We start from the raw sequence: 18,956 nt of genomic DNA on the forward strand, positions 1-18,956 counted from the left end.
GGGGCGTCATGGAGGTCGGGCGTAGCCCGGCCGGAGTGACGCCCCGCAAGTCGCGGCCAATTCACGCTGCCACGGCCTGTGGCAGATTGTCAAAGTAGGTTTGATCGGGCGTACGTCCGCCGAGGCTCGAGTGAGGTCTCCGGGCGTTGTAGAAGCCCAGGTATCGGCCGATCGAACTGCGCGCTTCGCTGACGCATGCGTAGGCGTGCAGGTAGACTTCCTCGTACTTCACTGAGCGCCACAGCCGCTCGACCACGACATTGTCGCGCCAGGCGCCGCGGCCGTCCATGCTGATGGCAATCTTTTCTCGCATCAGCACACTGGTGAAGGCCTGGCTCGTGAATTGGCTGCCTTGGTCCGTATTGAAAATCTCCGGTTTGCCATAGCGCGCCAGGGCTTCCTCGAGCGCTTCCACGCAAAAGTCGGCCTCCAGCGTGATCGAGATCCGGTGGCTGAGAACCTTGCGGCTGAACCAGTCGACGATGGCGACGAGATAGACGAACCCCTTGGCCATGGGGATGTAGCTGATGTCTGTCGCCCAAACCTGATTGGGCCTCACGATCGGAAGCTTGCGCAGGAGATAGGGGTAGATCTTGTGTCCTGGTGCCGGCTTGGAAGTGCTGGGACGGCGATAGACCGCCTCGATCGCCATCTTCTTCATCAGGCTCGCGACATGGCAGCGGCCGATCGTGATGCCCTCCTGACGAAGAAAGTCGCGCATCATCCGGCTTCCTGCGAACGGGAACTCCAGATGCAACGCGTCGATGCGACGCATGATTGCGAGGTCTTCGGATGAAACCGGCCGCGGCAGATAATAGACACTGCCCCGGCTGATCCCCAGTTCCTTCGCCTGCCGCTTCACCGGCAAGGTGTGCGTTCGATCGATCATCGCTTTGCGCTCGGCAACAGACCTGCCTTGCCGAGCGCGCCTTCCAAAAAATCATTGGCCAGCGTCAGTTCGCCGATCTTGGCGTGAAGCGTCTTCACGTCGACGGCCGGTTCGTCCGACGCCTTCTCCGAGCCGAACACGCCCGCCGCCCCTTCGAGCAACTGCGTGCGCCACGTCGTGATCTGGTTGGGATGCAGATCATAGTCGTGCGCCAGCTCTGCCAGCGTCTTCTCGCCCTTGATCGCGGCAAGCGCCACCTTCGCCTTAAATGCCGGGCTGTGGTTGCGCCGGGGTCGTCTGCTCATTCTCTGCTCCTGTCTCGCAGCCTTCCTGGCTGCTCCGAGGCAGAAAATCCAATTATCTCAGTGTGCAGATTCTCCAGGCCACCTCTTTCCTCGGTCCGGAACTCCTGAGCAGCGTCGACGATTTCTTGATACGAAGGTGGCGACCGGTGACCGCATCGCTGCGCCAGGAGAGACTTGATGCCGGATGTCTGCGACCTTGACGATGCCAGCCTAATCGCGATCTGGAACAATGCAGACCCCGAAAATCTCTCCGATTATGAACGCGAGGTCATTGAAGAGATGAAAGCACGCGACCTTGTTCCATGATGTAAGATACCCTCTTGGTGATTGCCTGGGTAATCAGGCGGCTACTCGAGACGAGCGAACCCACCTTCGTTTTCACGACCGATCGTTCATTGGGATATTTCTGTTCTCCCGCCCTGACCACGTCCGAACAGCGGTATGCGACCGTCGTATCAACCCGGGGAGGTTGCTTGACGACAGGTGGACATCGTCGCAGATGACCCCTCAAAGCCGCCACTGATCCGCGCAACGATCTACGAGAACTTCGTTTCATACAAACCGATCATTGGATAAATAAGCATTGCGCCGCCCAGAAACTATTACATCGTTTTTCGAGGCTGATGGCGTTCTGGCTCTAGGCATCCTTTGCGGAGCGATGTTCGCTGCGCTCGTGGGCTTGATGCGATAGCTTCCGCAGCCGGCGATTTCAGACGCAAGCGAGTTTAAATGATAGATATTTGCTCACCCTTGCGCGGAATCGATGCTTTGACGCCGTCCTTCCGGCCGATCTTAGTTATCACGTGCCAACTGGCATTTCTCCATCGTCAATCCACGCATTGATTTGTTAAATGAGCGCGGCCCGTCATCGTGTTCGAATGGCCGACTCCACCTCTTGAACACCACAAGGTTTCGATCCATCTGTCGCGCGCAAAATTACAAATGTGAGCCAGAGAGACGATGACAATTGACACCGTTACCGCCCCTGAAACGCGGGCCTTCGAGGCAGACGTTTCCAAGCTTCTGCACATGATGGTCCACTCGGTCTATTCCGACCGAGACGTTTTCCTGCGCGAACTTATATCCAATGCTGCCGATGCTTGCGAAAAGCTGCGTTATGAGGCGATCTCCAATCCGGCTCTGTTGGGCGAAGATCCTCAATCTCGCATCAATATCAGGCTGGACAAGGAAGCCGGCACGCTTGTGATCGAGGATAACGGCATCGGCATGACCGCCGCCGATATGGGTGATACACTGGGCACCATTGCGCGGTCGGGCACCAAGGCGTTCATGGACAAGCTTACCGCGGATAAGAATGGCGAGGGGCAGCAGCTTATAGGCCAGTTTGGTGTGGGCTTCTATTCTGCGTTCATGGTGGCCGGTAAAGTCGAGGTTGCTTCTCGCCGTGCCGGAGAGGATGATGCCGCGATCTGGTCCTCCGATGGGCTGGGTACTTACACGATTGCGCCGGCCGATCCTGCCGCAGCGCCCGCGCGCGGCACGCGCGTCGCGTTGCACCTGCTCGACGATGCCCGGACCTATGCCGAGCGCTTCACCGTTGAGCGGATTATTAAAGCGCAATCGGGTCATGTCCCGGTTCCTATCTTCCTTCAGGAAGCGGGCAGCGAGGATGAACCGAACCAGGTTGCCGACGGCGTCGCGCTGTGGACCAAGGCGAAGTCCGACATCAGTGAGGAAAATTATGCCGATTTCTATCGAGGTGTAGCAGGGCAATTCGACAAACCAGCGCTGACGCTACATTATCGAGCAGAAGGGCGGCACGAATATTCTGTTTTGATCTTCATCCCCGAAACAAAGCCTTTCGACCTGTTTGACCCGGATCGCAAGGGCCGTATCAAGCTCTATGTCCGCCGGGTATTCATCACCGACGAAGCGGAGATTCTACCGCGCTATCTACGCTTCGTACGCGGCCTTGTCGATTCCGCCGACTTGCCCCTCAACATGTCGCGCGAGATGATCCAAGACAGCCCGGTTCTGTCTGCCATTCAAAAGGGCATAAGCAATCGCATTCTCTCCGAGCTGGACAAGCTTTCAACCAGCGAGCCAGAGCGATATGCTGCGATCTGGGAAAATTTCGGATCGGTGTTGAAGGAGGGTCTTTACGAAGATTTCGAACGTCGCGAAGCGCTATTGGGCCTCGCGCGATTTAAGAGCACGATGTCCGATGGCGCATGGCGTTCGCTCAAGGACTATGTGAGTGCCCTGAAAGAAAATCAGACAGCGATCTACTATGCGACCGGACACGATCTGGATCGGCTCGCTCAGTCCCCACAGATTGAAGGCTTCAAGGCGCGTGGCATCGAGGTTCTGCTCCTTCCCGATCAAGTCGATAGTTTCTGGACGACGATAGGCGTCGATTATGAGGGCAAACCCTTCAAGTCTGTCACGCAGGGTGCTGCTGACCTGAGCCTCATCCCCCTGGCCGACGGGACCAGCAACGCTGCAACGCCCAGCGAGGAAGCCAATAGCTTTATTACCTTTGCAAAGAAGGCTTTGGCAGATCAGGTGTCAGATGTTCGCATTTCGGACCGATTGACTAGCAGCGCGGTCTGCATCGTTGCAGCGGACAATGCCATGGATCTCCAACTGGACAGGATGCTGGCCGCTGCCGGCCGTGCGCCGGAGCGAGCGAAGCCCATTCTGGAGGTGAATGCCGGCCATGCGCTCATCGCGAAGCTGGGGCATGCGAGTGGCGATGAGGAAGAGCGACGGGATCTGGCGTTCCTTCTGCTTGATGAAGCCCGAATAGCCGAAGGGGAGGCGCCGGTTGACTCGCGGGCGTTTGCCGAGCGGCTAGAGCGCTTGATGGCGAAAGCCTGGGGATGACTTCTTTGGGGAGCCTGCGGGCTCCCCTCGTTTGGATTAGATCGGCTGAGCCATTTCTCAAGTCGGCTCTACTGGCCAATCAACGCCGAAAATTCGTGTCCCAAGCACAGACTGTTAACTGCCCCTCTCGGCCACGCGCACGAACACAGCCATTTCCTGCCAACGATCACTCGTTCGGTAAGCGCCAAAACCTCCCCACATTTTCGTAGCTGCTGATCTGTCTATGTTTTGCCCCTCATCCGAGGGGTATCGTAGTGGATGATGATGTAAGAGTCCTCTCTGATTGGGGCCTTTTGGGTCAAGCTGCTTCCTCGATTACGTGATCGTTCCCATGGATCACTCGCTTCTCTCCGCGGTCGGCGCAAGGCCGCCGCATAATGGGGTCATGGAGAGCAAGGCGTCTCAATCTGTTTCGCGACCTTCAGCTGGGCTGAGGTTCCGGACTCTAAGCGAGATCGTCTTGCCCTTCGTCCCCATGGGAACGACGCTACCCGTCTTCTCAGACGGGATCTTGTTCGGGCCTCCTCATGCGATCTGGCCTGCTGGAACCTTCCCCCAGCGAAACTCAGTCTGATCGCTCCACATGCGATGCAAAATCACCGCGAGCTTGCGGGCGACAGCGACGCGGGCCTTTGCCATCCCCCGCCGCTTGGCAATGCCCATGCCCCAGGCTTTGAGCGCCGACCATTTCTTGCATCGGGTCAGTAACGTATGGGCCGCCTCGTAAAGCAATGTGCGCGCGAGTTCGTCTCCGCACCGGCTGACGCGTCCCTGCACATCTGTTTCACCCGATTGATATCGCCTTGGAGTCAGGCCCAGATGGGCGCCGACATCGCGAGATCGTCGGAAGCGTTCAGGTCGATCCACGGTCGCGCGAAAGGCGAGCGCCGTCAGCGGCCCCACGCCAGGCACAGACATCAACTGCCGGCAGATGGGTTCAACTCGAACGGTCTCAAGAACACGGCGTGTCAGCCGTTCAAGTTGGCAGTGCATGGCGGCGACGATGGCCAGCAAGGGTTCTGTAATATCCGCCAGCGAAGGGTCGGTTTCAGCGAGTTCGCGCACCCGCGTGGCGAACAGCTTGCGGCCTGGAGCTCCAACTTTGAGCCCACTTTCGCGTAGTACGGCGCGCACCGCATTCTCCATGTCCCGCACTTTACAGAGCACCGTCCGGCGCGCCACAAGTAATGAGCGCGACATCCGTGACGGGGCACTCTTGACGTGAACCTGCCGATACCAGCCCGTTCGGATGATTTGCGCTAATCCCCGCGCGTCATTGCGGTCAGTCTTGTTCGGCATTGCTCCCATGGCCGCTTTTGCCTGTCGTGTTTCAATGCACAACACCGGCAAGCCGGACCGAGCCATACCCTGGTGAAGCCACGCCGATTGCGAACAGGCCTCCAGTCCGATCCGCACCATCGGCAAAGCAACCCCGTTGAACGCCGATATCAAGCTTTCAGGATCGCTGGGCGCGCGTAGCTCGCGTACGATCGCGCCCGTCTCATCGACAATACAGATGGCCGTCTCTTCCAACGAAACATCCAATCCGGCATAGTAGTTCACGGTTGCTTCTCCTCATGGTTGTGGCCGCTCGATACGGACCACGTTCTACCATTTGCGAGGAGCAGCCACCTCTCCAACTCGGTGGCGAGCCCCAATCACCCCATCTGTTTGGAAAATCAGGGATGAGCGTTTCGGCGTAGTAGGTTTCCACCCATGGCGACGAGGATCATCGCCTGTGAGACGTCGATGCGCTTTTCGTAGTCGCGGACCAGACGGCGCCATCGGGTCATCCATCCGAAGGTGCGTTCGACGACCCAGCGGCGCGGAAGCCTTGAAGCCCTGCTGGCGATCGCTTCGACGGATGACCTCCACGACAAAGTCGAGGTAGCTGGCCTTGTCCATGAGCTTGAGGCGATCATAGGCGCCATCGGCAAAGAGATGCTTCACCCACGGCCAGCGCTTGCGGATGCCATCGAGGATCGCCTGAGCGCCTGCACTATCGGAGATATCGGCGGTAGTGAGGTTGACCATCAGCAAGCGTCCATCGGTGTCGACTGCGATATGCCGCTTGCGACCGACGATCTTCTTGCCTGCGTCAAAACCGCGCTTTTCTGCGGAAGGCGCCTTGACCGACTGGCTGTCGATGACCGCCGCACTGGGGCTGGCTTCTCGCCCCTCACGTTCTCGGTCCAACATCAATTCGATGTCGTGGATCGTCTGGAACAGGAACCTGCGTGCCAGCTCCCGAAACCAGCCATAGACCGTCTGCCAGGCGCCAAAATGGATCGGCAGCATCCGCCAACCACACCCCGATCGCACCAGATAGCGGACCGCGTTGATCACTTCGCGGAAATCCACCTCGCGGGGACGGCCTCGACGACCCGGCTTGGGCATCAACGGCGCAAGGCGATCCCATTCCTCATCGGTCAGGTCACTGGGATAACGCTTCGTCTTCTTCGCAATCTGGGCCATCCGCCCCCGGCTCTGCTGCGTCCACATCCAGAGCCTGAATCACGCAGATACGCCTATGACAACCCCTGCCGCCGATTTCCCAAACAGCCTCTAAGAACATTCGAAACAGGTTTCGAAAGGCAGGAGGGCCAGCGGCCCTCGCGTATGGATGTCATTCCAGCGGGACCTTCGCGTCGCCGCTGGTCGGCCGAGGCTAAGGCCCGGATCATAGCGTCGAGTTTTGAGTCCGGCGCCAACATCGCAGAAATCGCACGGACGCATCCGCCTCGCCTGGTCGGTCTTCAGGCCACCATATTCCTTGCGCCAGCGATAGTATGTCTGCTCGCTGACTGCGATCCGGCGGCACGCCTCTGCTGTCGAGGCTCCCTGCGCCAGAACAATCTCAACTTCACGCAGCTTGCCGATAATTTCTTCCGGCTTGTGCTTCTTGCTCGGCATTCATCGTCCCTTTCGTGGTCCAGACTATCATAGTCTCTGAGCCACTCAGCGGGGGGCAGATCAGTTGGAAGTGTAAGACGCCGCAGGCGGCTCACTTCAAACTCCCTTGATCGTAACCCTCCGAGTTTTCCGGCTATCCGGCGTTCCGGGCTGAGGCTTGTCGCTAATTGTCGGATCCAAAGCTCCGGTGCTCGCGGCAATGCCAAAGCCGCAGAACGAAGATCGTCCCGCCCGCGATTTCATAGCGCATCTCATAATTGCCAACGATGATCCGACGGACCTCGCGCGGTTCATAGGCTTCCAGCTTCTCGCCAAGCCTGGGATAATCGAGCAGGCGATTAGGGGCGTGCGCAAGCTGCTGAACTATGCGAGCCGCAGCATCGGGTGCCACGGGTTTGAGGTGTTCGTGGAGGCGTACGAGATCCGACGAAGCCTTGGTGGTCCAATGGATCTTCATTTGGTCGGCGAGGGCAGCGGCGTATCCGTTCCAAGGCTATCAGCCCATGCCTGGATCGACTGATGGTCGATCACTCGCCCGGCATCTACATCCTCCAGGGCTTCCAGCGTCATTTTGTGCCGCTCTTCCTCCTGATCGACCCAAGCGGCCAGGGCCTGCTTCATCACCCATCCCCTCGATCGCTCCAAGCGCGTGGCCACAGCTTCAACCTTTTCGGCAAGTCCGAGGGGGACATGCGCCGTCAACACCTTCGTTTCTGAAGCCATGATCTATCACTCGTTATCACGATGATTAAAATATAATCACGATTGGCGGGGTAAGCAAGAAGGATGGCAGAACGAGGGCTCCGCGTTGATCCAAGGCTTCAGTCGCCGGCCGGAGGCAACTCCACGGGGACTGACTTTGACGACGCGAGCGCAAGTGCGACAGTGTAAAGTTGCCGCCAATGCTCCGCCTTTCGCAACTGGACAAGCTTCGGGCTTGGCAAAGCCTCCTTCCACCTCGCGAGACGCCAGGCCAGAAACCCATCGTATAGCGCCACCGTGACCTCGCGCAGGTTGGCGCTGTTCGCATTCAGAAAATTGGCGAACTCGACGATGTGCCTGAGATAAGCCCGGATCGTGTTCGGTGATGCCCGGCTCTGTTCGAGATGCACGATCCAGTTGCGGAGGCTTGCGATGACATCACCACTGTCATCGAGTACCGTCCACGACCGGCTACCGTCTGGCATCTCGATGCGCGCAGCCTGCCAGAGCGACGGCAGATTCGAAGTGGACACGGTGGCAGATACTGTTGGGGAACCTCGGCAACTGCACGGCCTTCCCCCACACACTGGACACAGATTACATGGACAGTTGCGGTGCTGCGATTAACATAATCTCTGTTATCGAACTTAAATCTTGTAAGCGCCATTTAGAAATGACACACCCCCGCTAGATAGAGATGACACAGTTTGGATCATCGGCGGAGCGCTGCTGTCATGTTCATCCTTCGCGTTGGAGGATGTGCGATAATGGCGGTGCTGGTGATGAGCGATGGCGAGCTTTCGCGTTTCGATACCTTGATGCGCGTGGATCGTGGGGAGCTGCGGCCGACGGATGCGGCGCGGCTTTTAGGCATTGAGCGGCGGCAAATTTATCGGCTGTTGGATCGGTTAAGAGCCGAAGGTGCTGCCGGCTTGGTGTCAGCCAAGCGCGGCCGGCCCAGCAACCGGCGCTATGCCGATGATTTTCGGGAGCGCGTGGTCGCGATCGTGCGTGAGCATTATTATGATTTCGGCCCCACGCTGGCCCGTGAGTATCTGGCCGAACGGCACGATATTCATCTGGCCTGCGAGACGTTGCGCCAGTTCATGATCAAGGCCGGGTTGTGGAAGGATCGCGAAGCCCGGCGCCCTCGCCCATATCAGCCACGCTACCGGCGCGACTGCCGGGGCGAGCTGATCCAGATCGACGGGTCGAAGCACTGGTGGTTCGAGGATCGCGGGCCGCAATGCACCCTGCTCGTCTATATTGATGATGCGACCAGCGAACTGATGCACCTCAAAATGGCCGAAAGCGAGAGCACCTTCGCCTATATGGATGCGACGCGGGAGTATATCGAGCGGCACGGCAAACCGGTGGCCTTCTATTCCGACAAGCACAGCGTGTTTCGGAACGCCAAAGCCAGCGCAGCACGCGGCGATGGCATGACGCATTTCGGACGTGCGCTGGATGCGCTGAACATCGAGATTATCTGCGCCAACTCGCCGCAGGCCAAGGGCCGGGTCGAACGGGCCAATGCCACATTGCAGGATCGCCTAGTCAAAGCGATGCGTCTGGAAGGCATATCGTCGATCGAGGAGGCCAACGTCTTTCTCGACAGCTATATGGCCCGGCATAATGCGCGGTTCGCTCGCCCCGCCTTTGACGTGCGCGACCTGCACCGTCCCCTCGCCCCGCATGACGATTTGCGCTCGATCATGGTCTGGCGGGAGCAGCGGACAGTAACGGCGGCGCTGACGCTCCATTACAACAAGGTGATGTTCATTCTGGAGCCGACAGCGATCAGCAAAGCATTGGCGCGCAAGCGGGTGACAGTGTGCGAATATCCTGACGGTCGGCTGGAGATTGAACATGAGGGCCATGTCCTGCCCTATCGTCCGTTCGATAAGATGCGGCACGTCAACCAGCCTGCTATTGTCGAGAATAAGCATCTGGACGCGGCGCTGATGTTGGCCAAACAGATGCAGGCCATCATGCCGCATCACCGCAAGCGCAATAACGACGCCCCTGCCCGCCGCGACCAGCCCCTGCATCTCTTCCCCGAGCCAGAACCGCCGCCAAAGATTGACCGCCGCAAACTGGGTGGTTCAAAGCTCAAACGCGGTCCCAGGCTCAGTGACGAGGCGTTGCGCGAACGCGGCACGCTCAGCTTCGTGCAAAGGGCATGACCGGGCCCACTGCAGAGCAGCGGGTCCATGGTCCACTACCCCAAGGTCAGCGCATCAGCAGGGTCTGCGCTGCGCTGTGTGGATGGCTCCACGCAGCCCCTGCTGTCCACGAGCGTGTGACATTTTTAAATGGCAGAGATTGTGACTTCTCTAAATGGCAGGAACAAATCGTGTAAGCGGCTGGACTCTAAATCGAAGTGCGAAATCCTAGGATTTATGAGGGTTTGATCCCTTTTCCAGGAAGGCACATGATGAACGGCTATCAGCATCTGGGTTTGGACGAGCGCCGGGATGTTTATCAATTGATGGCCACCGGACGGTCTGTTCGGTAGATCGCGGATGCGCTGGGTCGCCATCCGGCGACGATCTATCGCGAGCTCAAACGCAACCAGCACCTGGACGAGCATCCGCTGTTTCGCGGCTATTCCCCACGACCGCGCAGACCATGGCCAACGGCCGTCTGTCGGAAAAGGAGATCCAGGCCGTCGCCGATTGCCTTAACAGCACACCCCGCAAATGCACGGGCTATCCCACTCCGCCCGAGGTTCTGGGAGAGCAGATCGCCCTTCTCAATGCCGGATAAATTTTGCCGTCCTCGGACGAAATGCTACGCAGCACCTCGGATGTCGCGCTTCAAATCGAAATCGCCATCGAATATTTCCGCTCGAAGCGCTTAACGGCGCGGATCTCCGATCCTCCTAAAGTCGCGCCACGGCTCGTCATGCTGCGCTCGAACAAGCCCGCCCCTCCGCCGGTCATCGGGGCCGGCTCCGATGCGGTCACGTAGGCGATCGAGGCCCATTGCGCAGCGCTCCACAGCCTCGCCGACACGCAAAGGGAGAAACCGGTCATGACCCGCATGCTAACCGCCGATGAACTGGCGGGATTTGCCGAGATCATCGACAATATGCTCGTCCTTGGCGATCTCGCGGAGTTGCCGGCCCCGGCGACGAGCAGGCAGCGATCGCGTTCGTCATGGCGATGACCGCGAACGCAGTCGCCGAACTTAATGGCGATCAAGGCATGTCCGACACTCTGACAGCAGCGAGGCAACCTCCTGGCTGATGATCTGCAGGAGCTCGATCGCCTGCGCGGCGAGGCGAGCAAGAGCACGATCTCGCCGATGGTGGCGCGTGACGCGGCCGACAGCCGCACGCCTGGGCCCCCTCGCGCGTCACTGCAGGAACGACCGCAAGACCGCGCGAAGGAGCGGGCCGATGGCCGGACGCTGCCAAACGACCGCGCCATCGATAGCCAGATGCGCGTGGTAGAGGCGGTGATCCGGCGCACGCTGTTCGATAATCGCAAGGCGGTGACGCGCATGATGTCGGTTGCCAAGGCTCACCTCGATGCCCATGTCGCGGCGGGACGCACGGTTCAACCAGCCATGGTCCGCACCGGCGGTCAGACGATGGAGCGCCGGCGCCGGGCGTTCCCCTGCAGCAGCGTCCGCCCAGCCCGTTCGACCCGGTCTCGATCACAAGCCGCCTGAACGCAACCGATCGCGCTGACGGGCTCGAGTTCTGAGATTTGGCAAAAGGTTCGCTCATAACGAACATATTACGGCATCTATAAACTCTCGCTTACCTTTGGTTTATAAATTTGGCTATTCGTTCGTCATGGAAAGACAAAAGCGCCAACCTTTAAGCCAAATGTTGCACAAGCTGGCACCCGGCCTGCTGGTGGATTCCGCTTGGTTGCAGATGCAGGGTGTCTCGCGCACTTCGATCCACGACTATGTCCGCAGAGGTTGGCTCGAGCGCGTCGCATCTCGCGTTTACCGCCGCACCACCGCGCACGGGGGTCACGTCCGTCAATGTGGTGTAATTTCGGTGCTGGCCATCGGGCTGCATTTTCAGGCGGCCTTGGGTGTAATCTGTAGCGGCTGAACCTCCTCGGTTATGGGTGTGGCAAGGGCGGCCATGCCCTCGATCTGCATGTAGCGGTGCTGGAGCTGGTATTCATCGTTCTGCTCGAGCAGGACGGCACCGACGAGGCGGATGATGCTGTCCTCGTTCGGGAAGATGCCGACAACATCGGCGCGGCGCTTCACTTCCTTGTTCAGGCGTTCCAGCGGGTTGGTGCTGTGAAGCTTGACCCGGTGCTGCTCGGGGAAGGTCATGTAGGCGAGCACGTCGTGCTCGGCATCGTCCATGCAGGCGCCGAGCTTGGGCCATCTGGCGCGCAATTGATCGGCGACCTGACGCCAGACCTGAGTTGCGGCCGCATGATCGGGCTGGAGGAAGACTTGGCGGATCGCAGCAGCAACAACCGTGTTTTGGCCCTTGGGCACGTAGGCGAGCGCGTTCCTCATGAAGTGGACGCGGCAGCGCTGCCAGGTGGCGCTGAGCACGCGGGTGATCGCTGCCTTGAGGCCCTCGTGGGCATCGGAGATGACCAGCTTCACGCCGGTCAGGCCGCGGCGGGAGAGGTCCTTGAGGAAGCTCGACCAGAAGGGCTCGGCTTCGGAAGGGCCGATGTGCAGGCCGACGATCTCGCGCTTGCCCTCAGTGTTGACGGCGACGGCGATTATCGCGGCGACACTGACGATCCGTCCCCCCTCGCGCACCTTGAGGTAGGTGGCATCTAGCCAGAGGTAGGGCCAGTCACCGGCGAGCGGGCGCTTGAGGAAGGCATGGACGCGCTCGTCGATGTCTTTGCACAGCTTTGACACGGAGGACTTGGATATCCCGGTCATGCCCATCGCCTGCACCAGCTCATCGACGCGCCGGGTGCTGACCCCGGCAATCCACGCCTCCTGGATTACTGCGACCAGCGCCTTCTCAACAGTCTTGCGCGGCTCCAGGAAGCCGGGGAAGTAGGCGCCGGTCCGCAGCTTGGGGATCTTGAGGTTGAGCGTGCCGAGCCGGGTATCGAGACTGCGGTCGCGGTAGCCATTGCGCCAGGTCGTGCGTTCGCCCGATCGTTCATGGCGGCCAGCGCCGACCAGGCCGTCGACATCGGCCTCCATAATGATCTGCAATACGCTCTCGGCGATCGTACGCAGGAAATCTCCATCTCCGGTCTTCGCCATCAGTTCGGCAAGCGGTAGTCTGTCGTCGGTCATCGGGATCAACTCCTCGGTGGGCGTGTGAAGTGTGGTAACTCCACCTTACCGATGAGCCCGGTGGCCACCGAGTTCGAAATCGCATGGGGTTGGGCATGCCCAACCCCATGCGATCACCTCAATCTACACCGGAAATTACACCACGAGCGCGGACGCTAACCGCACGGGCCGACCGGCCGCTTGCGCTGGGAGCTGGCGATCATGTCGGTGCAAAGCACATCAGCAGGCACACTCTATATCGGCGGGATGACAGCGCTCGAATTGCATGGCCTTAGTCACTTCGCACGGCTCGGCAATGATCGGGAGGTCCATCTCTACGACCCGGATCACGCGGCCCCTACTTGGCTTGCGACTTTGCCGACTGATGCCACCCTGGTGATGCATCGTCGCGGCCTGTGCACGGATCCGCTTCTTGGCACAGGCTGGCACCGGCTCGATCTTGGAACACGTCGGCTTGGCGCCGCCGTCCCCTCACCCGACGTGAAGGAAGCCTGGGACCATTTTGTGCGGGTCGCCGGCCCAGAGCGTGCCGCGATCGAAATGATGGAAGACGTGCCCACGTCGCTCTCGTTCGATCACGCCGACAAAATCTTCGAAAACCTCGCTACATTACGGCCGCGCCTGGTGACGGCGCTTCTCGAGCAATGCAGCAGCATACGGGCCAAGCGGCTCTTCCTGTTTTTCGCTGATCGCCACGATCATAGCTGGAGCAAGCGCGTTGATCGCAGCCATGTCGAGCTTGGCCGCGGCAAGCGCCAGCTCGTTCGCGGAGGGCGCCTCGATCCTCACTATCAGATCACCGTGCCGGACGCCTTCGCGGCGCGCGCAGGAGACGAGAGCCGATGACCGCGCAGACCTATGTTCGAAGGCCTGGATGCCCAGCGCCGTTGACCAGCCAGCAACAAGCGGTGATCGACGAGATCAACCGCCGCGCGACCCACGCCTAGTGCGCGGCGGTTCCGACATTGCGCTGATAATCGAGGCGTTCGTCCTGGCCGTGATGATGTTCTTCGTCGCGATCAACGGGATCGTCGGCTCGATCGACTGAACAGCGCAACCAATCGACGAGAATGGTCGCTTCATCGCGACACGCTCACCTGGCGAGAAACGGTCCGCCGCCCCGACACCGATCCCACCGCTAACATGACATTATTTTTCGAGTCGACGGTGCGATATTCTGGGCTCCCTGTGCGGGGCGTTGTTCGCCGCCCTATTGGGCTTATTGCGGTAAGCATGGAACCGATGCGGGGTAGCGACCGTTAGATGGTCTCCCCGATATTGCGAAACCACCCTACCCCGCCGACTTTGGCGGGGTATTTTTGAGGCGATCGTTTGAAACCCGACTACCAATACGATCGCGATCGGTCATCGCTCGTTCTAAATGCCCAGGCAATCTTCCTGGCCGCCGTGATGATCTGATCATCGGCCGCAAGGTTTCACAGCCTGCTCCTAACCCTCGCCTTTTGATCTGTCAGGGCTTCAGTCGGTCATCATGCCACTGCTTCATCGTGGAGGGCGCACCGATCAGCGTCTCAATCGCGTGACAGACGTTTATCGCTTCGTCCGCTTCTTCGCGCGCGCATCCAAAATCGCCAGGCACTCTTTCAGCTTCTTTGCAACTTCGACCAGTTCGTTGAGCAAGGTGCGCTCGACATAATGCTCCATAGGACGCCTCCGTGTGCGAATTCGGACGGCACGAGCGCGACGCAACGGATATTAAGCGATGCTGACTGAACTCAATTTGCTCCCCTGATCCATTTCGACAACAACCTTGATCCTGTTTAATCTGATTTTCAGGAACGAGCAGCGCCCTTCCGTATTCTCTCGTCATACGAGAAACAGAGAGGTTCGTCGTGGCCACCCAGCTTGAACATTGGCGCTCGCAATTTCTTCAACAGGATTTTCAGGAGGAGCTGAGCTGTTGGAACAGACAGCGGCTCGCACCTGATTTTCCTGATACAGTGACGCCTTCGCAGCTCGATCGAGATCGAAGCATGCTGCGCTTGGAGCATGCTTTCATGGAAGAGTTGCGCTCACAGGTATCCAGGGAGGCATTAGAAGCGCCAACAGATCCACAGGGATTCATCGTGTGGTTTGAAGGGCTCAAGGCGACAGGGCCTGGGCAACATGACCGATTATTCCCTTGGCTCGCGGAAGAGGCCGACAGAGATGAATTGCGATGGTTCCTGTCGCAGGAGGCGGCCGGCGAAGCAGGATTTGACGATCTCGTCGCAATGACGCAGGTCAAGCTGCCCGCACGAGCAAAGCTAGAGCTGGCACGCAATTACTGGGATGAGATGGGTCGCGGCAATCCCAAGGGAATGCACGGTCCGATGTTGGGTCAGCTGATCGAAATACTCGAACTCGATACTCAGATTCATAACACCGTCTGGGAGAGCTTGGCCCTCGCAAATGCGATGACGGCGATGGCGGCCTCGCGATGCTACGCATGGCATAGCGTAGGCGCCTTGGGCGTGATCGAACTTACGGCACCCGATCGCTCGGCTCATACCGCCAAGGCCCTGCGCCGCATTGGTCTTTCAGGCTCGGAGCGCCGATATTTCGATCTGCATGCCGTTCTCGACGTGAAGCATAGCCGAGACTGGAATGATGAGGCTATCCGACCGCTTGTCGAAGAGGATCCTCGCCGGGCGACAGCAATGGCGGAAGGTGCGCTTATCCGGTTATATTGCGGCGCACGCTGTTTCAGCCGCTATCGCGCTCATCTTGGAGTGGCATGATGAACCGATCCATTCTGGTGGTTGAGGATGATCCCGTCATCGCACAACTCCTTGTCGAAATGCTCGAGCAAGCCCATTATGTTGTAGATGGCCCCCATGCCACTTTGTCCGACGGTGTCGAGGCAGTGGCTAGAAACATGCCTGCGGGAGCGGTTCTGGATATACGATTGAAGAGAGAGGATGTAGGTCTCCTGGCAGACGATCTCGAGCTTTACGACATCCCCTATCTATTTTGTTCTGCGTCATTCGATCACCCCGCCGTTGCGAAGCATCCGGCCGCGCCTCTCATTTTAAAGCCGGCACTGCATATGTGGTTGATCCCGACGTTGCAGCGCATTCTTCACTGATGATCATGGAATCAACGATCGGTTGACGAACCGGTTAATGATCACCTGACTTCGATTTTCCGGAACTTTCCCAAATATTCGTTACCACCCGGCCCCGCGCTAAGTGGGGCCATATCATGGTCAAGCGATACCTGCTCCCCCAGTCACGCCATACACTTCGCCAGTGATGTAGCTGCCTTCCTGAGAGGCAAGAAGAACATAGATCGGCGCGATCTCGACAGGCTGGCCAGGACGACCGAACTGGCTCTGTTCCCCGAACTTTTTGACCTTTTCCTGCGGCTGCCCCCCACTGGGTTGCAGTACGGTCCAAAATGGGCCGGGCGCGACCACATTGGCTCGGACACCCTTCTCGATCAGTTGCGTTGCAAGCGCCTTGGTATAGGCGACAATGCCTGCTTTGGTCGTGGCATAGTCCAGAAGAATAGCCGATGGCTCATAGGCCTGCACCGATGCTGTGGTGATCACGGATGCTCCAGCTGGAAGATGGGGAACCGCCGCCTGCGTAATCCAGTGCATGGCATAGAGATTGGTCTTGAGTGTGCGATCAAAATCTTCCGAGCTCACGGCCGTGACGTCATCGCGATATTGTTGGTGGCCAGCATTGATGACGAGGATGTCGATCCCGCCGAGACCGGAAAGCGTCTCATTGACAAGCTTGTGGCAACAGCTCTCGTCGGTGATGTCGCCCGGTAGCGCGACGGCCTTGCGCCCCTCTCGTTCGATCAGCTCGATCACTTCTCTTGCGTCAGCTTCCTCGCTCGCAAGATAGGAAATGGCGACATCGGCGCCCTCTCGCGCAAAGGCGATGGCCGCAGCCCGCCCGATGCCGCTATCGCCACCGGTCACGAGCGCCTTGCGGCCGCTAAGCTTTCCTGAACCGACATAGCTGTCCTCGCCATGATCAGGTTCTGGATTCATGTTCGCGGCGATGCCCGGAGCAGGTTGCGGTTGCTCGGGGAATGGCGGCCTGGGATATTGCGTGCGTGGATCCTGCATGGTGAGACGCTCTGCCATGTTCGCTCCTTGCTGAGTACTATGATGGACATTGTCCGGTTTGCCTTTTGAGTGCCAACGAAAAACGCCGCCCCGTCTGGGGCGGCGCATTCTGACCCTGAAGATTGTCAGTCGCCGGTGCCGGGCTTGTCGGTCTTCGGCGGCTTGCCGTCTTCGATTCGACCTTCATTGCGAAGATCCCGACCTTCCTGAGCCTTCTTCTGGCTTTCAGGCGATTTGCCGTGCTCGAAGGCTTCTTCCTTCACGTAACCGGCGGCTTCCTTGGCCTTACCTTCAATGCTCATGATACTCTCCAATTCTGCCAGGGGCAGATGCCACCCAACACCAAGATCAATCCCTGGCCAGGCAGGCCGTTCCTGGGCAATCGGCTGACATTGATCTCGATCAGTGCGATTTCGCGAAGAGTTTCAGGTGCGTCGGCATGACTGAGCATGTGTGCCAGGAGGCGGACTTGATGCACGTCGCGGTCTACCGGGACCATGTGCGCGTCAGCTGGCCGGCAACAAGCCGGAGCGCGCGATAGCCACGATGTGGATACACGCCGCTCTAGATTCCTTTGCGCGACGGCGTAGCTTAGGTGCGCCTGAGTGCGGTGAACGCAAGCGTCAGAATTGGCCTTGCCCGCTTGGAGGTCCCGTGCGACTGTTCGATTGCAGAAACCGGACTTTGCGCCGTGCCGCAGCTACCCATATTCTCCGTTCTATCTCCGGCTTTCTTAGCTGTCTTTACGGCTCGAACATCCTTGTGCGGCATGCCAGTCTTCCTCTTGGCCGATCGCGTCATCTCCGATCGCAATTGGCATGGGTTTTCACGCGCTCGGTCAGGCCGGTCAGGCTCGTCGTCCGGTGACGAACTGATAGACCAGAACAATGACGGCGAGAACCAGGAGGAGATGGATCAGACCACCCCCGATCGGGATGACGAACGCGCCCAGAACCCATAGAATCAGGATAACGAGAAGAATTGTCCACAGCATGTAGGGGCTCCTGTTTACGATTTCGGAGACGTTGACCGGCCGGCCCTTACCGCAGCCCACGTGCCAGCAGCATCGCAGCCAGCAGCATCGCGCCACCCATTGCGACATATTGTCCGGTGGCAGACCGGGTCGGCATATGGTCATCCGAAAGCTGCAGCTCTTCCGCATCTGAAAACATGCCTATCTGCGGCAGCGGGGCGGGTAGCGTCTCAACGAAATGCATGACGGGGGGAAGGTGCATCGGCTTAATCTCTCCTTGATGCAATGAACGCCCCAATGTCTGAAATGGTCCATCTTGAGCATCCACTTGTTGAGCGTTATCAGGCTGCAGGCCGGCGGTGCTGGCGGCTAAAATGTGCTTCCGGTGACCGGATCATATTTCGGTAAAGCCAGGCTGTTGATCCGATCCAGCATCGTCTGGCTGGGCGCGACGCAACAAATGTCCCAGTTCTGTCCCGCCGGATATGCACCTACTGCCAGAAAGTCCCGGCTCTGCTCAATTGCGCGATGCCCGGTTCCAGCAGGCAGCAGCAACGCGTCGCCGGCTCTGACCTTGATTTCAAATGCCTTGGATCCTCCAAGCGCGAGAATGGCATGACCCGATGCCATCCCCAGCACCTCATGTGCGGTCGAGTGATAATGATCATAATCGTAGATCTGATCACGCCATTCGGGTTCCCAGCCATGCTTGTGAAAGCGTGCCTCGAAAGTTTCGGCCAGATCCGTCCGCTCCCTTGGCTCCACTTCGATATACAGCTTGACCGGCAGGACGGGATTATTTGGCACCCACCCATTTCGTGGCAAGAGGATCGACTTAGGAACCATGCCTGGTCCCCGATGATATCGAGATGGCGCACCAAAGCTTGGGTGTTGCTTGTTCATGTGGGTGCGACGAATGGCTGCGCTTTCGCGCCGTAAGGGGTATGAACAAGATCGAAAAATGAGCGATTATGCTCATGTCACCATCGC

23 protein-coding genes and 3 pseudogenes are annotated in these 18,956 nt (G+C 58.9%); 12 read left to right on the forward strand and 14 right to left on the reverse strand.

From position 1 onward, the window contains the following. Positions 1-61 precede the first annotated feature (61 nt). Positions 62-1,194, reverse strand: a protein-coding gene (locus tag VHN57_RS26605; protein ID WP_148564904.1) for an IS3 family transposase whose coding sequence is annotated in 2 segments (ribosomal slippage) — positions 62-933 and positions 933-1,194 — 1,134 coding nt in all. Because the reading frame shifts where the segments join, the coding sequence is not laid out codon by codon here. 177 nt (positions 1,195-1,371) lie between these two features. Here VHN57_RS26605 and VHN57_RS26610 point away from each other — a divergent pair. Both VHN57_RS26610 and htpG read left to right on the forward strand, forming a co-directional pair. Then, positions 1,372-1,500 carry a hypothetical protein gene (locus VHN57_RS26610; RefSeq protein WP_017503785.1) on the forward strand — a complete coding sequence of 43 codons (129 nt, stop codon included), beginning with the start codon at positions 1,372-1,374 and terminating at the stop codon, positions 1,498-1,500. Between the two features lie 654 nt (positions 1,501-2,154). Next, positions 2,155-4,041 carry a molecular chaperone HtpG gene (htpG, locus tag VHN57_RS26615; protein WP_017503637.1) on the forward strand — a complete coding sequence of 629 codons (1,887 nt, stop codon included), beginning with the start codon at positions 2,155-2,157 and terminating at the stop codon, positions 4,039-4,041. Positions 4,042-4,566: 525 nt separating this feature from the next. Here htpG and VHN57_RS26620 read toward each other — a convergent pair. Both VHN57_RS26620 and VHN57_RS26625 read right to left on the reverse strand, forming a co-directional pair. Continuing rightward, positions 4,567-5,604, reverse strand: a complete 1,038-nt coding sequence (locus VHN57_RS26620) for an IS110 family RNA-guided transposase (protein ID WP_161730774.1) — start codon at positions 5,602-5,604, stop codon at positions 4,567-4,569. A gap of 116 nt (positions 5,605-5,720) precedes the next feature. Beyond that, a protein-coding gene (locus VHN57_RS26625; RefSeq protein WP_423286486.1) for an IS5 family transposase occupies positions 5,721-6,543 on the reverse strand; the annotation gives its coding sequence in 2 pieces (ribosomal slippage) (positions 5,721-5,874 and positions 5,873-6,543; 825 coding nt in all). 117 nt (positions 6,544-6,660) lie between these two features. Here VHN57_RS26625 and VHN57_RS26630 point away from each other — a divergent pair. Continuing rightward, positions 6,661-6,735 (forward strand): annotated as a pseudogene (locus VHN57_RS26630) (hypothetical protein); the annotation flags it as partial. A gap of 36 nt (positions 6,736-6,771) precedes the next feature. Here VHN57_RS26630 and VHN57_RS26635 read toward each other — a convergent pair. From VHN57_RS26635 to VHN57_RS26650, 4 genes and pseudogenes are all read right to left on the reverse strand, one after another. Continuing rightward, positions 6,772-6,954 (reverse strand): annotated as a pseudogene (locus VHN57_RS26635) (transposase); the annotation flags it as partial. Between the two features lie 163 nt (positions 6,955-7,117). Continuing rightward, positions 7,118-7,411, reverse strand: coding sequence for a type II toxin-antitoxin system RelE/ParE family toxin (locus tag VHN57_RS26640; RefSeq protein ID WP_017503639.1), 294 nt, complete (start codon positions 7,409-7,411; stop codon positions 7,118-7,120). Beyond that, positions 7,408-7,677, reverse strand: a complete 270-nt coding sequence (locus VHN57_RS26645) for a CopG family ribbon-helix-helix protein (protein ID WP_017503640.1) — start codon at positions 7,675-7,677, stop codon at positions 7,408-7,410. Before VHN57_RS26645 ends, VHN57_RS26640 begins: the two co-directional genes overlap by 4 nt. Positions 7,678-7,775: 98 nt before the next feature. After that, positions 7,776-8,189: a site-specific integrase gene (locus VHN57_RS26650; RefSeq protein WP_234781603.1), complete on the reverse strand. Its 414-nt coding sequence runs from the start codon at positions 8,187-8,189 to the stop codon at positions 7,776-7,778. 234 nt (positions 8,190-8,423) lie between these two features. On the opposite strand from VHN57_RS26650, the gene VHN57_RS26655 reads away from it, so the two are divergent. Then, positions 8,424-9,842: an ISNCY family transposase gene (locus tag VHN57_RS26655; RefSeq protein WP_063976827.1), complete on the forward strand. Its 1,419-nt coding sequence runs from the start codon at positions 8,424-8,426 to the stop codon at positions 9,840-9,842. Positions 9,843-10,093: 251 nt separating this feature from the next. Then, a pseudogene (locus tag VHN57_RS26660) lies at positions 10,094-10,302 on the forward strand (helix-turn-helix domain-containing protein); the annotation flags it as partial. Between the two features lie 173 nt (positions 10,303-10,475). On the opposite strand, the gene VHN57_RS26665 reads toward VHN57_RS26660, so the two are convergent. After that, entirely contained in the window at positions 10,476-10,694 is a 219-nt protein-coding gene (locus tag VHN57_RS26665) for a hypothetical protein (RefSeq protein ID WP_063976875.1), read from the reverse strand. Here VHN57_RS26665 and VHN57_RS26670 point away from each other — a divergent pair. The 3 genes from VHN57_RS26670 to VHN57_RS26680 all read left to right on the forward strand — a co-directional run bounded on the left by VHN57_RS26670 (position 10,693) and on the right by VHN57_RS26680 (position 11,731). Next, positions 10,693-10,827: a hypothetical protein gene (locus tag VHN57_RS26670; protein WP_017503737.1), complete on the forward strand. Its 135-nt coding sequence runs from the start codon at positions 10,693-10,695 to the stop codon at positions 10,825-10,827. The two genes, VHN57_RS26665 and VHN57_RS26670, sit on opposite strands and share 2 nt — an antisense overlap. Before the next feature lie 138 nt (positions 10,828-10,965). Continuing rightward, entirely contained in the window at positions 10,966-11,334 is a 369-nt protein-coding gene (locus VHN57_RS26675) for a hypothetical protein (protein ID WP_063976876.1), read from the forward strand. A gap of 160 nt (positions 11,335-11,494) precedes the next feature. Continuing rightward, positions 11,495-11,731 (forward strand): AbiEi antitoxin N-terminal domain-containing protein, encoded by a 237-nt coding sequence (locus VHN57_RS26680; protein ID WP_423286543.1) that lies wholly within the window; start codon positions 11,495-11,497, stop codon positions 11,729-11,731. Here the strand turns inward: VHN57_RS26680 and VHN57_RS26685 are convergent. Then, the gene (locus VHN57_RS26685) at positions 11,698-12,909 is read right to left on the reverse strand and encodes an IS256 family transposase (protein WP_099231114.1); all 1,212 of its coding nucleotides are present in this window, start codon (positions 12,907-12,909) and stop codon (positions 11,698-11,700) included. The genes VHN57_RS26680 and VHN57_RS26685 overlap by 34 nt on opposite strands. A gap of 201 nt (positions 12,910-13,110) precedes the next feature. Here VHN57_RS26685 and VHN57_RS26690 point away from each other — a divergent pair, with 201 nt between their 5' ends. The 4 genes from VHN57_RS26690 (at position 13,111) to VHN57_RS26705 (ending at position 15,997) form a co-directional block, all read left to right on the forward strand. Beyond that, a complete protein-coding gene (locus VHN57_RS26690) occupies positions 13,111-13,755 on the forward strand; it encodes a type IV toxin-antitoxin system AbiEi family antitoxin domain-containing protein (protein ID WP_423286491.1) in 645 nt (214 codons plus the stop codon). Positions 13,756-13,783: 28 nt separating this feature from the next. Further along, positions 13,784-13,957, forward strand: coding sequence for a hypothetical protein (locus VHN57_RS26695; protein WP_170828702.1), 174 nt, complete (start codon positions 13,784-13,786; stop codon positions 13,955-13,957). An 805-nt stretch (positions 13,958-14,762) separates the two neighbouring features. Beyond that, the gene (locus VHN57_RS26700) at positions 14,763-15,650 is read left to right on the forward strand and encodes an iron-containing redox enzyme family protein (protein WP_017503452.1); all 888 of its coding nucleotides are present in this window, start codon (positions 14,763-14,765) and stop codon (positions 15,648-15,650) included. Further along, a complete protein-coding gene (locus tag VHN57_RS26705; protein ID WP_017503453.1) occupies positions 15,647-15,997 on the forward strand; it encodes a response regulator in 351 nt (116 codons plus the stop codon). The genes VHN57_RS26700 and VHN57_RS26705 overlap by 4 nt, the downstream gene beginning before the upstream one ends. Positions 15,998-16,117: 120 nt before the next feature. Here the strand turns inward: VHN57_RS26705 and VHN57_RS26710 are convergent, their stop codons facing one another. From VHN57_RS26710 to VHN57_RS26730, 5 genes are all read right to left on the reverse strand, one after another. Beyond that, on the reverse strand, positions 16,118-17,011 hold the full coding sequence (locus VHN57_RS26710) for an SDR family oxidoreductase (RefSeq protein ID WP_026109678.1): 894 nt from the start codon (positions 17,009-17,011) through the stop codon (positions 16,118-16,120). 107 nt (positions 17,012-17,118) lie between these two features. After that, positions 17,119-17,295 carry a hypothetical protein gene (locus VHN57_RS26715; RefSeq protein WP_007711008.1) on the reverse strand — a complete coding sequence of 59 codons (177 nt, stop codon included), beginning with the start codon at positions 17,293-17,295 and terminating at the stop codon, positions 17,119-17,121. Positions 17,296-17,840: 545 nt separating this feature from the next. Continuing rightward, complete coding sequence (locus VHN57_RS26720) at positions 17,841-17,987, reverse strand: lmo0937 family membrane protein (protein ID WP_017503455.1); 147 nt, start codon at positions 17,985-17,987, stop codon at positions 17,841-17,843. A gap of 46 nt (positions 17,988-18,033) precedes the next feature. Further along, positions 18,034-18,228 carry a hypothetical protein gene (locus VHN57_RS26725; protein ID WP_063976878.1) on the reverse strand — a complete coding sequence of 65 codons (195 nt, stop codon included), beginning with the start codon at positions 18,226-18,228 and terminating at the stop codon, positions 18,034-18,036. Positions 18,229-18,335: 107 nt separating this feature from the next. Next, the gene (locus tag VHN57_RS26730) at positions 18,336-18,812 is read right to left on the reverse strand and encodes a hypothetical protein (RefSeq protein WP_063976879.1); all 477 of its coding nucleotides are present in this window, start codon (positions 18,810-18,812) and stop codon (positions 18,336-18,338) included. Positions 18,813-18,956: the final 144 nt, after the last annotated feature.

It is taken from the genome of Sphingobium salicis subsp. salicis, from assembly GCF_049472635.1.
GTDB classification, from domain to species: Bacteria; Pseudomonadota; Alphaproteobacteria; order Sphingomonadales; family Sphingomonadaceae; genus Sphingobium; species Sphingobium yanoikuyae_A.